Origin of the sequence: Caulobacter sp. SL161, assembly GCF_026672375.1 — a bacterium.
In the GTDB taxonomy this organism is placed as follows: Bacteria; Pseudomonadota; Alphaproteobacteria; order Caulobacterales; family Caulobacteraceae; genus Caulobacter.
In genome coordinates, this window is the sequence record NZ_JAPPRA010000001.1 from 1,058,092 (window position 1) to 1,070,376 (window position 12,285).

At 67.9% G+C, this 12,285-nt stretch carries 12 protein-coding genes, 1 pseudogene and 1 riboswitch; of the genes and pseudogenes, 3 read left to right on the plus strand and 10 right to left on the minus strand.

The window, feature by feature from the left end; translation table 11 throughout:
- Positions 1 to 50: 50 nt before the first annotated feature.
- The 5 genes from OVA11_RS05405 to ychF all read right to left on the minus strand — a co-directional run bounded on the left by OVA11_RS05405 (position 51) and on the right by ychF (position 3,942).
- Entirely contained in the window at positions 51 to 824 is a 774-nt protein-coding gene (locus OVA11_RS05405; protein WP_268066524.1) for a hypothetical protein, read from the minus strand.
- Positions 825 to 889: 65 nt separating this feature from the next.
- Complete coding sequence (locus OVA11_RS05410; protein WP_268066525.1) at positions 890 to 1,423, minus strand: SixA phosphatase family protein; 534 nt, start codon at positions 1,421 to 1,423, stop codon at positions 890 to 892.
- On the minus strand, positions 1,420 to 2,097 hold the full coding sequence (locus OVA11_RS05415; RefSeq protein ID WP_268066526.1) for a dienelactone hydrolase family protein: 678 nt from the start codon (positions 2,095 to 2,097) through the stop codon (positions 1,420 to 1,422). Before OVA11_RS05415 ends, OVA11_RS05410 begins: the two co-directional genes overlap by 4 nt.
- Entirely contained in the window at positions 2,097 to 2,777 is a 681-nt protein-coding gene (locus OVA11_RS05420; protein ID WP_268066527.1) for a dienelactone hydrolase family protein, read from the minus strand. The genes OVA11_RS05415 and OVA11_RS05420 overlap by 1 nt, the downstream gene beginning before the upstream one ends.
- A gap of 64 nt (positions 2,778 to 2,841) precedes the next feature.
- Positions 2,842 to 3,942, minus strand: a complete 1,101-nt coding sequence (ychF, locus tag OVA11_RS05425) for a redox-regulated ATPase YchF (RefSeq protein WP_062096357.1) — start codon at positions 3,940 to 3,942, stop codon at positions 2,842 to 2,844.
- Positions 3,943 to 4,063: 121 nt separating this feature from the next.
- Between ychF and OVA11_RS05430 the strand changes: the two genes are divergently transcribed.
- Both OVA11_RS05430 and metE read left to right on the plus strand, forming a co-directional pair.
- Positions 4,064 to 4,894 (plus strand): pirin family protein, encoded by an 831-nt coding sequence (locus OVA11_RS05430; protein WP_268066528.1) that lies wholly within the window; start codon positions 4,064 to 4,066, stop codon positions 4,892 to 4,894.
- Between the two features lie 69 nt (positions 4,895 to 4,963).
- A riboswitch (cobalamin riboswitch) is annotated at positions 4,964 to 5,190 on the plus strand.
- A 116-nt stretch (positions 5,191 to 5,306) separates the two neighbouring features.
- Positions 5,307 to 7,640, plus strand: coding sequence for a 5-methyltetrahydropteroyltriglutamate--homocysteine S-methyltransferase (gene metE / locus OVA11_RS05435; protein ID WP_268066529.1), 2,334 nt, complete (start codon positions 5,307 to 5,309; stop codon positions 7,638 to 7,640).
- Positions 7,641 to 7,668: 28 nt separating this feature from the next.
- Here the strand turns inward: metE and OVA11_RS05440 are convergent, their stop codons facing one another.
- The gene (locus OVA11_RS05440) at positions 7,669 to 8,418 is read right to left on the minus strand and encodes a tetratricopeptide repeat protein (RefSeq protein WP_268066530.1); all 750 of its coding nucleotides are present in this window, start codon (positions 8,416 to 8,418) and stop codon (positions 7,669 to 7,671) included.
- Positions 8,419 to 8,420: 2 nt separating this feature from the next.
- Positions 8,421 to 9,038, minus strand: coding sequence for an aminoacyl-tRNA hydrolase (pth, locus tag OVA11_RS05445; RefSeq protein WP_268066531.1), 618 nt, complete (start codon positions 9,036 to 9,038; stop codon positions 8,421 to 8,423).
- A 28-nt stretch (positions 9,039 to 9,066) separates the two neighbouring features.
- Here pth and OVA11_RS05450 point away from each other — a divergent pair.
- Positions 9,067 to 9,170, plus strand: a pseudogene (locus tag OVA11_RS05450) (hypothetical protein); the annotation flags it as partial.
- A 74-nt stretch (positions 9,171 to 9,244) separates the two neighbouring features.
- Here OVA11_RS05450 and OVA11_RS05455 read toward each other — a convergent pair.
- The 3 genes from OVA11_RS05455 to OVA11_RS05465 form a co-directional block, all read right to left on the minus strand.
- Positions 9,245 to 9,841, minus strand: a complete 597-nt coding sequence (locus tag OVA11_RS05455; protein ID WP_268066532.1) for a 50S ribosomal protein L25/general stress protein Ctc — start codon at positions 9,839 to 9,841, stop codon at positions 9,245 to 9,247.
- 156 nt (positions 9,842 to 9,997) lie between these two features.
- The gene (locus OVA11_RS05460) at positions 9,998 to 11,074 is read right to left on the minus strand and encodes a hypothetical protein (RefSeq protein WP_268066533.1); all 1,077 of its coding nucleotides are present in this window, start codon (positions 11,072 to 11,074) and stop codon (positions 9,998 to 10,000) included.
- 230 nt (positions 11,075 to 11,304) lie between these two features.
- A complete protein-coding gene (locus tag OVA11_RS05465; RefSeq protein WP_010918375.1) occupies positions 11,305 to 12,243 on the minus strand; it encodes a ribose-phosphate pyrophosphokinase in 939 nt (312 codons plus the stop codon).
- Between the last annotated feature and the right edge of the window lie 42 nt (positions 12,244 to 12,285).

Sequence of the window (12,285 nt, forward strand, 5' to 3'; positions counted from 1 at the left end):
AAGATTGGAAAGGCCCGGTGGCGACACCGGGCCTTTTCTCTTGGCGGGTCTCAGGGCGCGATCGACAGGGTCCGGGCGTCGGCTGACAGACGCAGGCGATGGCGCGCCCACAAGGCGGTTCCCAAGGTTCCGCTGACGCCCTCGGGCAGATCTTGGGCGAGCGTCGCCGGGACGTTCTCGGCCAGCACGCCTGCAATCGACAGAGCTCGAAGCCGCGCGGGCGCCTGGTGGCGAGCATTGACGTCCAGCTTGCCGGCGACACGCCCCTCGCGCATGGAAAGCCGCGCCATGGCGCGCGAGGCCGTGTCGATCGCGAAGGCCCCGCGACGCGCCGTGGGACCGTCGCTGACGGCCGCAGCGATGGTCGGAAGCCCGTCGATCACCTCGACCGGCAGCACCACCTGCCGCCGGGCACGCCAGGGCTGGTCGATGCGAACCTGGCAGGCTGAAAAATCGATCTCGATGCTGTGCCCGGCGAGGACGTCCATGCCGATGACGCCGGCGATCGGAGTGACGAAACCCGCCCCGCGGTCATCAAGGTCGGCGATGGTCACCGTCACGGCCGACGCCTTGAGCCCGGCGATCTGGACCGGCAGGTTGACGGCCTCGGCGGTGATCCCGGCCATCTGGGCCTTGGTGTTGTGCAAAAGGGTGCGCGGCGCGGAAAGGTCGACCACATAGTCGCCGGCCATGTCGCCGATGGCCGCCGGGGCGATCACCGCGCCGTTCTCGAACCAGCACCGTGTCTCGCCCGCGTGCGCGACGCCCAAGGTCGCCCAGGGCAGGCCGGCGAAGGCGATCAGGACGGAAACGCGGCTACGCATGAGCCCAGCCTAGCTCAGCCCAGGCGTTCGCGCGATGGCGCGCAGACGTACAGACGGGCGTCGCCTCAGTTGGTGGGACACGGCTGGGTCGGCGCCCCGTAGCGGGCATGGAGCGTACGCGCCGTGGGCGCATCGAGACTGATGATCGTCATCTGATCATAGTCGCAATCGGTGACCGGGCTCGGAGCGGCGTCACCCAGAGCGCGGGCGATCTCGCTGACAGTATTGCTGTGGCCGACGATGAGTACGGTGGTGTCCTTCGGGGCTTGTCGAGCGACTTCAGCCACGCGCTGGGCATGGGCGGGAACACCGCCATCCAGCGCGATCGTCCGGATCACCAGGCCGCCGGCGTCGGCGGTGGGCTGAGCGGTCTGTTGCGTGCGCTTGAGGGGCGTCGCCAGGACCGTCGAGACCCTGGCGCCGGCCAGCGCGGCGGCCAGGGCCTGCGCTCGCGCCTTGCCGGCGTCAGAAAGGTCCGGATCGCCGTTGGGCGAGACCTTCTCGCCATGGCGTACGATGACGATGGTCTGCGCCAGGGCCGGGCCGCCGGCCAGCATCAGCGACAGGGTCAGAGCAGTCAGTCGACGGATCATGTTCATGCCTCGGCGCGGGTTCCGCTGGACCGCTGGAACAGTTGCAGCGTGCGCAAGAGCGCTAGGCGCGCGCTGTCGGGATGATGACCGCTTGGCGCCACGAAGGCGTGGCCGGCGTCGTACAGATACACCGGCAGGTCGGGATGGCGATCCCGGACGGCGTCAACGTCAGACAAAGGGATCATCGTGTCGGTCTTGCCGAAGTGCAGGATGGTGGGGACCTTTGGCGTCTCGTCGCGATAGGCCGCGATATCGCCGCCATAGAAGGCGGAGACGGCCGTCAGCCCCTCGCAGCGACAGGCGGCCAGCCAGGCCGTCGTGCCCCCATAACAGAAGCCCATGGCGTAGACGGGCCCGTTCAGGGCGTCGATACAGGCCTGCACGCGGGGCAGGGTGCTGGCGCCCCAACCCGTCCGCGCCCCCATGGCCATGCGGGCGTCGAGGATCGAAGGCGTGGTGTCCTCGACCGGAAACGCTGCGTCCGCCGCATCCATCAGGCTGGGGAGCATCACCTCATAGCCCTGCTCGGCCAGGCTGTCGGAAAGCTGACGCAGATGCGGTGTGACGCCCCAGATCGCGTGCAGCATGACGATCCCGCCCCGCCGCGCCTCCAGGGGCGGCGCATGATAGGCGGCCAGGGGCGCGCCTTCGTGGGTCGCGAGCGCGATCCGCTCGCCCATCAGGCCGCCCCGTGCGCGGCGAAGAAGTCCACGGTCCGCTGACGGGCCAGCTCGGCGTCGGCGAGGTCGGAGTCCGGCCGCCCGTCGTTATTGAAGCCGTGGCCGCTGGCTTCGTAGATGTGGACCTGGACCTCGGGGTGGGCGGCGTGGATGGCCGCCTTGACGTCGTCGGCGGGGATGTGGGGGTCCTTGCGTCCGAGATGGACGATCACCGGCGCCTTGAGCGCGAACTTGGCCATGCCGGCGACCTGGCCGCCGTAGTAGCTGGAGCCCGCCGCGATCCCCTCGCAGCGAGACGCCGCCAGCCAGGTCATGGTCCCGCCGTAGCAGTAGCCGACCACGAAGACCGGTCCCCGATCCTTGAGGAAATCGACGCAGGCCTGGATGTCGCCCATGGCGTTGTCGGGGCCGTTTGCCATGGCGTGCTTGACGCCGTTCTCGAAGCCCGCCGGATCGTGAAGCGCTGTGAAGCCCTTCTCCTGCCGGTCGAACATCGACGGCGCGATCACCTCGAAGCCGCGCGCCGCCCACCGGGCGACGTCCTCGTGGACGTACTGGTCCAGGCCGAAGATCTCCTGGATGACGATGACGCCGCCCTTCCGAGCGCCTTCCGGCTGGGCATGCAGGGCGGTGAACGCAAAGCCGTCATGCGCGGCGGTCAGGGTGATGATCTCGGCCACAAGCTTACTCCCCAATGAGAAACGGCCGGGGCGTCTCCGCTCCGGCCGCTGGTATTCTGGTTGCTTAGACGTTGAAGCGGAAGTGCATCACGTCGCCGTCCTTGACGACGTATTCCTTGCCTTCCGACCGCATCTTGCCGGCTTCCTTGGCGCCGTTCTCGCCGCCCAGCTTGACGTAGTCGTCGAAGGCGATCGTCTCGGCGCGGATGAAGCCCTTCTCGAAGTCGGTGTGGATCACCCCGGCGGCCTGCGGGCCGGTGGCCCCCACGGGGATGGTCCAGGCGCGCGCTTCCTTGGGGCCCACGGTGAAGTAGGTCTGCAGGCCCAGCAGGCTGTAGGCTTCGCGGATCAGGCGGTTTAGGCCCGGCTCGGCCAGGCCCAGGGTCTCGAGGAACTCGGCGCGCTCTTCCTCGTCCAGGAGAGCGATCTCGCTCTCGATCTGGGCCGAGATGACCACGCTCTTGGCGTTGTCGCGGGCGGCGCGTTCGGCCACCAGGTCCGAGAACTTGTTGCCCTTGTCGGCGCTGGCTTCCTCGACGTTGCAGACATAGAGGGCCGGCAGCGAGGTCAGCAGCTGCAGCATGGCCCAGGCCTTGGCGTCTTCCTTGTCGATCTGGGCGGCGCGGGCCGGACGGCCGGCGCGCAGCTGCTCCAGCGCCAGATTGATCAGGCGCAGGGTCTGGATCATGTCCTTGTCGCCGCCGCTCTTGGCGCGCTTCTCGACGTTGGGCAGACGCTTTTCCAGGCTCTCCAGGTCGGCCAGCATCAGCTCCATCTCGATGATCTCAAGATCGCTGATCGGGTCGATACGGCCCTCGACGTGGGTGATGTCGCTGTCCTCGAAGCAGCGGGCCACGAAGGCCACGGCGTCGCAGTCGCGGATGTTGGCCAGGAACTGGTTGCCCAGGCCTTCGCCCTTGGACGCACCCCGCACCAGGCCCGCGACGTCGACGAAGTTGATCCGGGCCGGGATAATTTCCTTGGAGCCGGCGATCTTGGCCAGGGCGTTCAGGCGCGGCTCGGGCACGGCCACGTCGCCGGTGTTGGGTTCGATCGTGCAGAACGGATAGTTGGCGGCCTGGGCCGACGCCGTCTGGGTCAGGGCGTTGAACAGGGTGGACTTGCCGACATTGGGCAGGCCGACGATGGCGACTTTCAGGGCCATGGAACTCTCGTGAATTTCGTTGGCGCGCGCTTAGCACGGATGGCCGCCAAAGGCGAACGCGCGGCGGCTCTTGCGCGAATTGCAACCAGACCAGATATCAAAGCCGCAACAGGAGCCCGCCATGCCCGTCCGTCCCGTTCTGAAGACCGTCAAGGGTCAGCCCACCTCCGACGGCGCCGGGGTGCGTCTGACGCGGATGCTGGGCACGCCGGAAGCCCAGATGTTCGACCCGTTCCTGATGCTGGACTGTTTCGACAATGCAGAGGCGTCCGACTACATGGGCGGCTTTCCCGACCACCCGCATCGCGGCTTCGAGACCGTGACCTACATGCTGGAAGGCCGGATGCGTCACAAGGACAACACCGGCCGCGAGGGCGTGATCGGGCCGGGCGGCATCCAGTGGATGCGGGCGGGCAAGGGCATCGTCCACTCCGAAATGCCCGAGCAGGCGGACGGTCGCATGCGCGGCTTCCAGCTGTGGGTGAACCTGCCGGCCAAGCTCAAGATGAGCGCGCCCGGCTACCAGGAATTCGAGACCGACAGCATCCCGGTCGAGGCCCGCGACGGCGGCGTCTCGGTCAAGGTGATCTCGGGCGCGACCGAGGCCGGCACGGCCGGGCCGATCGGCGGGGGCGCGGTGGACGCCCTCTATTTCGACGTCGTGCTGCCGGCCGGGGCCGTGTTCGAGGAGCCGGTCGGCGACGACCGCAACGCCATGCTCGCCGTCTACGAAGGCAAGGTCCGCGTCGCCCATGACACGGTGGACGCTCTGTCGGGCGTCTTCCTGGGGCGCGGCGACACCGTCCGTGTCGAAGCCGTCACCGACGCCCGCGTCCTTCTGCTGGCCGGCCGTCCGATCGGCGAGCCGGTTTTTTGGCACGGGCCCTTTGTGATGGATACGCGCGAGGGGCTGATGCAGGCGTTCGATGATTTTCAGCGTGGACGCTTCTGAGGCGTCGCGCTCCTAGAAAATCACATAAAGAAATCTTTATATCTGAATTGACGACATCGGCGGCGCGTGGTCTGTTGCCGCTGTCGTGGTCTGCGGACGTTCGCGTCCGGAGCTAAGAGGGAAGTCGGTGAGGGCGTGAAACCCCGAATCCGGCGCTGCCCCCGCAACTGTGAGCGGCGAGCCGCTGTCCGTTTCGTGTCACTGACGCGCCGAGCTGGTTCGGGGATGCGTCGGGAAGGCCAGGGCAGGGGTGACGACCCGTGAGCCAGGAGACCTGCCTCGACAGATAACGTCCTCCGGCGGGGTGTCCGGTCTGGCCGCTTGCTCAGCGCGACCGGACAAAGCGCCCGTGCGCGCTCGACCGCGCGCGTCCCGATCAGCCTCGCCACAACACCGGCAGAGGCTTTTCGAAATGACCGTCACCATAGCCACCCTGGGCTTTCCCCGTATCGGCCCCAAGCGCGAACTGAAGTTCGCCCTGGAGGCCTACTGGGCGGGCAAGACCGACGCGGATGTGCTGCTCGACACGGCGCGCGACCTGCGGGCCAAGACCTGGACACGCCAGGCCGCGCTGGGCGTCGCCCACGTGCCCAGCAATGACTTCTCGCTGTACGATCACGTGCTGGACACGGCGGTGATGGTCGGCGCGATCCCCGCCGCCTACGGCTGGTCGGGCGGGGCGGTCGACCTGACGACCTACTTCGCCATGGCGCGCGGCGACCAGGGGCGTCCGGCGGCTGAGGCGTGCGGCTCGGGCTGCGGCCATGCGCCCGACGCGGGCGGCGTTCCGGCGCTGGAAATGACCAAGTGGTTCGACACCAACTATCACTATCTGGCGCCCGAGCTGGCGCCGGGCCAGGCCTTCGCGCTGTCGTCCAGCAAGCCGGTGGACGAGTTCCTCGAGGCCAAGGCGCTGGGCGTCCACACGCGTCCGGTGCTGCTGGGGCCGGTGACCTTCCTCAAGCTGGCCAAGACCAAGGCCGAGGGCTTCTCGCCCCTGTCGCTGCTGTCGGCCCTGTTGCCGGTCTACGCGCAGGTGCTGCAGGGGCTGGCGGCGGCCGGGGCGGACTGGGTGCAGATCGACGAGCCCTGCCTGGCGTTGGACCTGACGGACTTCGAACGCGCCGAGCTGCGCCGCGCTTATGGCTTCCTGACCCACGCCGCGCCGGGCCTGCGGCTGATGCTGACCAGCTATTTCGGCGGCTATGGCGAGAACCTGACGACGGCGGTCAATCTGCCAGTGGAAGGCGTCCACCTCGACCTGGTCCGCGCGCCCGATGAACTGGAAGCCGCCCTGGCCGCCAGCCGCGAGAGCCTCGTTTTGTCGCTGGGCGTGATCGACGGCCGCAATGTCTGGCGCGCCGACCTGCCGGCCCTGCTGGATCGTCTGGAGCCCGTCGTGGCGCGGCGCGGAAGCGACCGGGTGGTGCTGGCGCCCTCGTGCTCGCTGCTGCACACGCCGATCGATCTGGACCTGGAAACGGCGCTGGATCCGGAGATCCGCCAGTGGCTGGCCTTCGCGGTCCAGAAAATCGAGGCGCTGGCGGTGCTGGCCCAGGCGCTGAACGGAGGCCGAGCCTCGGTCGCCGCCGCGCTGGAGGCCAGCGCCCAGGCGGCGCGCGCGCGGGCGACCTCACCGCGCATCCACGATCCGAAGGTCGCCGAACGCGTGGCCGCCGTCACGCCCGACATGACCCGCCGCCGCTCGCCCTACGACCAGCGGCGCGAGGCCCAACGGGCGCGACTGGATCTGCCGCCGCTGCCCACGACGACGATCGGGTCGTTCCCCCAGACGACCGAGGTGCGCCAGGCGCGAGCGGCCTTCGCCAAGGGACAGATCAGCGACGCGACCTATGAGGCCTTCCTGCGCCAGGAGACCGCCCGCGCGGTGACCTGGCAGGAGCAGGTCGGCCTCGACGTGCTGGTCCATGGCGAGTTCGAGCGCAACGACATGGTCCAGTATTTCGGCGAGCAACTGGCGGGCTTCGCCTTCACCCAGAGTGGCTGGGTGCAGTCCTACGGTTCGCGCTGCGTGCGGCCGCCGATCCTGTTTGGCGACGTCTCGCGGCCTGCGCCGATGACGGTGGACTGGTGGCGCTACGCCCAGGGGCTGACGCGGCGACCGATGAAGGGGATGCTGACTGGCCCCGTGACAATCCTCAACTGGTCGTTTGTCCGCGACGACCTTCCGCGCGCGACGGCCTGTCGGCAGATCGCCCTGGCCATTCGCGACGAGGTCGTCGACCTGGAGGCCACCGGCGCGGCGATCATCCAGATCGACGAGGCGGCGCTGCGCGAGGGTCTGCCGCTGCGACGCGGCGACTGGAACGCCTATCTGGACTGGGCGGTCGAGAGCTTCCGACTGGCGGCGTCCGGCGTGGCCGACGCCACCCAGATCCACACCCACATGTGCTACTCGGAGTTCAACGACATCATCGCCGCCATCGGGGCGATGGACGCCGACGTGATCTCGATCGAGACGGCGCGGTCGAAGATGGAGCTGCTGGACGCCTTCGTCGGCTACGCCTATCCGGCCCAGATCGGACCGGGCGTCTATGACATCCACTCACCCCGTGTTCCGGCCGTCGAGGAGATGACGACGCTGCTGACGGCCGCCCGTGAGCGGCTGGTCGGCGAGCAGCTATGGGTCAATCCCGACTGTGGTCTGAAGACCCGCAAGTGGCCCGAGACGCAGGCCGCGATCGCCAACATGGTCGAGGCGGCGCGGCGCGCGCGGGCGGCTTAGAACGCCTTAGAGGCGGGGGCGGTCAGCTTCAGTTGACCGCCCCAGCCGCGAAATCGCGCCAGCCCTTGGCCTCCTTGCGGAAGTGGGCGTGGGTCTTGGCGAGGCGCTTGTCGATCTCGGCCAGCTGAGCGCGCGCCTCGTCCTGGCGGCCCTGGCCGGCCAGGAAGACAGTATAGCGGGCCACGCCCTCGAAGCCTGGATAGTGGTCAGCCGCCCAGCGCAGGGCGGTCTCGGCCTGCTCCTCGCGACCCAGGGCATGATAGACCCGGCCCAGAGCCAGCAGGGTGTGAGGGGTGCGGCCGGCGGTCGGGGTTTCTCCTAGCTTTTCCAGCAGCGGCAGGGCCTCGGCGGGGCGGTTCAGCTCGATCAGAGCGTTGGCGCGGCCCAGCAGCAGCTGCGGATCATCGGCGTAGAGGCCCACGAGGCTTTCTGCGTAGAGCGCTTCAGCCTCGGCGTGCTTGCCCAATTCCGTAGCGGCGACGGCCAGGCGGACGCGGTTGGCCACCGTCGGCGCGTCTTCAACCGCCTTGGCGGCCTCGCGATACTCGCGCTGCGGATCCAGCGCCTGGCGGGCGGCCGCGCCCACCTTCTGCGCGGTCCGTCCGCGCAGCAGCTCGGGCAGGATCACCGCGACCAGATAGACCACACCGCCGACCGGCTGGAACAGCAGGATGATCCACAGCCAGTACATCTCGCGATGGGTCCGAACGACGTGGACGCAAAGAGCGATCGAGAACAGCAGCGACAGGCCCAGCAGCGGCAGCGGCAGCGAGAACATCGTCAGTCGTCCTTGGCGGGCTTGCGCGGGTCGGCCTTGGGCGCGGGGGCCAGGCGCATCACCTCGGCCTGATAGCGCTCGTCGTCGCCGACAGCGGCGAAGGGTAAAGCGTCGGCGATGGCGTCCAGCATCGGGTCCAGCCACTGGTGCTCGACCTTGTGAAAGTCGCCCAGCACGTAGTGCATCACCGCGTCCTTGTGGCCCGGATGGCCCACGCCGATGCGGCCTCGGCGGAAGGCGTCACCGACCTGGCTGGTCACCGAGCGGATGCCGTTATTGCCCGCCGCGCCGCCACCCGACTTCATGCGGAAGCGGCCCGGGGCCATGTCGATCTCGTCGTGGAAGACGATGACGTCGGCCGGTTGCAGCTTGAAGAACTTCATAGCCTCGCCCACCGCGCGGCCGCTTTCGTTGTAGTAGGTCTTGGGCTTGAGCAGCAGCAGCTTGACCGGCCCGTCGGGGGTGGAGACCTGCCCCTCACAGGCCAGGCCCTGGAAGCGCGCGCGCCAGGGCGCCGTGCCCCACTTCCGGGCCAGGGCGTCGACGGCCATGAAGCCGACATTGTGGCGGTTCTTCTCGTACTTGGGCTCGGGATTGCCCAGGCCGGCGAGGATCAGCATCTCTGTTCCTTGTAGGCGGTGAGGCCTTGCGTCCTTCGAGGCGCGGCTTCGCCTCGCACCTCAGGATGAGGAATTCAATATGCAAGAGGCCCTCATCCTGAGGCGCCCGCGCAGCGGGTCTCTAAGGACGCACGGCCTCAAACAAAAACGGGCGGACCCGAAGGTCCGCCCGTCTCTAAAGCGCTTCGATCCGAAGACCGACAGACTTAGGCGGTCGTGGTGTCGCCGGCGTCCGACTGAGCGGCGGACGACGCCTTGACGTTGGCGATCACGAAGTCGCGGTCCATGGCCGGCTTCACGCCTTCCGGCAGCTTCACTTCCGAGATGCGGATGACGTCGCCGATGTCGTGACCGGCCAGGTCGATGACCAGTTCTTCGGGGATCTTGTCGGCCGGGCAGGCTAGCTCGACGGTGTGACGGATGACTTCCAGCGTGCCGCCCTTCTTCAGGCCGACCGAGGTTTCGTGATTCTTGAAGTGCACCGGCACTTCGATCTTGATCAGCTGGTGCTCGTCGACGCGGTACAGGTCGAAGTGGACCGGCTCGTCGGTGACGGGGTGGAACTGCACAGCCTTGGCGATGACCGATTGCTTTTCTTCGCCGTACTGCAGGGTGACCAGATGACCCAGCAGCTTGCCGGTGTACAGCGACTTGCGGAATTCGTTGGCCTTCACGGCGATGTTCACCGGAGCCTTGCCGCCGCCGTACAGGACGCCCGGGACCTTGCCGGCGCGGCGGGTGGCGCGCGCATTGCCGGTGCCGGCGCCGTCGCGGACTTCCACGTTCAGGATGATCTCAACCATAATGCAGTCTTTCTAGAGAGCCGGATGCTCTCTTCTGGGACCAGAGCGCCTATGGCTGGATCGCCACGCTCGCCCGGTCGTTTTGGGGTCGCGCTACATACACAAAAGGGCCAGGCGACGCAACGCCTGGCCCCCGGTGACGGAAAGCTCGAAAGATCAGCCCTTCTTGGCCGGCTTCTTGGCGGCGGACTTGGCCTTGCGCGAGTTGGAGCCCGCGCCCTTGGTGGCGATGGATTCCTTGACCGGCAGCACGCGCGGGGGTTCGGGCGGCACCGTGGCGCCGGCGGCCTTGATGACGCAGGCGCCGGTGTCGATCAGGATATGCTGACCCAGGCAGAAGATGTCCTCGTAGTGCGGCTTCGAGACGGCCAGGCACTGGTAGAGGTTCAGCTTGGCCATGTTCAGGCAGCTGCCCGTGGCCGGATCGACGGTGAGCGCATCGATCGAGGTGAGGTTCTCGTCGCCGGCGGCGCCGAGGGCCGCGAGAGCGGCGACGGCCAGGCCCCGGACCACCACAGGCGAGTAGGGCGCCTCGACGGCGCGCGGGGTGAGGCCCAGCGATTGGCCGCCCGTAGAGGCTTGCTGCAGGACGGCGACGTCTGCGCTTTCCGCCAGCGCCGGGCTGGTCGACAGTGACTTGGTCGAGGCCAAGCGGCCATCGCGGTCGACGACGGTCGCCTTCGACCAGGTGGATTTCTGAACGTCGTAGGCGGCCTGCTTCACGGCCTTGCCGGCCATGAACAGCTTCAGCCCATCGCCGCCGATGGTGTCGATGATCAGGCCCGCAGCGCTGTCGGCGCCCTTGAACATCGTGGCGTAGGAGGGGTTGGAGAAGATGTTGTTGATCATCTCCTGGCGCTGGGTGGGGTGGGCGGCCACTTCGCGCACCGAGGCGACGAAGGTGGGATCCTGCAGGGCCAGAACGGCGGCGTAGGCCACGGCGCCGTTCATGAACGACTTGGTCTCGTAGGCCGCGCCGACTTTCAGCGAGGCCTGGATCTGCTCGCCATTCTGGAAGGTGGGCGAGACCTGGCTGGCGCGGGCCATGTAGCCGCGGAAGGCGCTGGCCCGTTCGACCACGCTGGCCGACAGGGTGATCGGCGGCGGCGGGGGCGGCGCTTGCACCACGGGCGGGGGAGGCGGGGGCGGCGGAGAGCTACAGGCCGCGACCATAGCGGCCAGCGCCACGGCGGTCGTCGTCAGCACGACCCGCGTACGCGAGAAGGAACGCATTATCCGAATTTCCCCATCAAACTCTGGTGGCGCGCATAGCAGCCTGGGCAGGCGACATTGTGACTGTCGCCCTGTTAACCAAGCTTTTACAAGCGTGACCGTGCGTGAGGCGAATTCCTTACGGAACGCGCCGTTTCACGCGAAAAATAACCTTAACTTCGTCGTCGTGGCGTGCTCGGCGAACGACATGCAGCCGCGCGATTAACCAAGACGCGCCAGGCCCGGGCTCTTTAGTCGAAGAGCTTGGACACGGACTCTTCGTTGGCGATGCGGCGGATGGCTTCGCCGATCAGCGGGGCGCACGAGACGTAGCGGATCTTCGGGCAGGCCTTGGCCGGGTCCGAGGCCTCGATCGAGTCGGTGACCACCAGCTCTGTCAGAACTGAATTGGCGACGCGATCAGCCGCCGCGCCCGACAGCACCCCGTGGGTGATGTAGGCGCTGACCGACTTGGCGCCGTGGGCCATCAGGGCCTGGGCGGCGTTGCACAGGGTGCCGGCCGAGTCGGCGATGTCGTCGAACAGGATGCAGCGGCGATCCTTGACGTCGCCGATGATGTTCATCACCTCCGACTGGCCCGGGCCCGAGCGACGCTTGTCGACGATGGCGAGATCGGCGTCGTCCAGGCGCTTGGCCAGGGCGCGGGCCCGCACCACGCCGCCGACGTCCGGCGAGACGACCATCAGGTCATCGCCCATCGGATAGTGCCGGCGAATGTCCTCGGCCATCAGGCGCGAGGGCAGCAGGTTGTCGGTCGGGATGTCGAAGAAGCCTTGGATCTGGCCGGCGTGCAGGTCCATCGTCAGGACCCGGTCGGCGCCCGAGCGGGTGATCAGATTGGCCACCAGCTTGGCCGAGATCGGGGTGCGGCCACCGGTCTTGCGGTCCTGGCGGGCGTAGCCGAAGTACGGGATGACGGCGGTGATCCGCTTGCCCGACGCACGCTTCAGGGCGTCGATGCAGATGAGGAGCTCCATCAGGTTGTCGTTGGCCGGATAGCTGGTCGACTGGATGACGAAGACGTCCTCGCCCCGCACGTTCTCGTCGATGGTGACGAACACCTCAAGATCGGCGAACCGGCGCACCTGGGCGCGGGTCAGCGGCATGTCGAGATACTCCGCGATCGCTTGGGACAGCGGGCGGTTGGAGTTGCCGGACAGCAGCTTCATGATGATCTCGAGTGTGGGGGTCGCCGTTGGCGGGCCTTCTAG

Coding starts and splice junctions, on each gene's coding strand:
- OVA11_RS05405 (WP_268066524.1), bottom strand. CDS start 824: ATGCGTAGCCGCGTTTCCGTCCTGATCGCCTTCGCCGGCCTGCCCTGG.
- OVA11_RS05410 (WP_268066525.1), bottom strand. CDS start 1,423: ATGAACATGATCCGTCGACTGACTGCTCTGACCCTGTCGCTGATGCTG.
- OVA11_RS05415 (WP_268066526.1), bottom strand. CDS start 2,097: ATGGGCGAGCGGATCGCGCTCGCGACCCACGAAGGCGCGCCCCTGGCC.
- ychF (WP_062096357.1), bottom strand. CDS start 3,942: ATGGCCCTGAAAGTCGCCATCGTCGGCCTGCCCAATGTCGGCAAGTCC.
- OVA11_RS05430 (WP_268066528.1), top strand. CDS start 4,064: ATGCCCGTCCGTCCCGTTCTGAAGACCGTCAAGGGTCAGCCCACCTCC.
- metE (WP_268066529.1), top strand. CDS start 5,307: ATGACCGTCACCATAGCCACCCTGGGCTTTCCCCGTATCGGCCCCAAG.
- OVA11_RS05440 (WP_268066530.1), bottom strand. CDS start 8,418: ATGTTCTCGCTGCCGCTGCCGCTGCTGGGCCTGTCGCTGCTGTTCTCG.
- pth (WP_268066531.1), bottom strand. CDS start 9,038: ATGCTGATCCTCGCCGGCCTGGGCAATCCCGAGCCCAAGTACGAGAAG.
- OVA11_RS05455 (WP_268066532.1), bottom strand. CDS start 9,841: ATGGTTGAGATCATCCTGAACGTGGAAGTCCGCGACGGCGCCGGCACC.
- OVA11_RS05460 (WP_268066533.1), bottom strand. CDS start 11,074: ATGCGTTCCTTCTCGCGTACGCGGGTCGTGCTGACGACGACCGCCGTG.
- OVA11_RS05465 (WP_010918375.1), bottom strand. CDS start 12,243: ATGAAGCTGCTGTCCGGCAACTCCAACCGCCCGCTGTCCCAAGCGATC.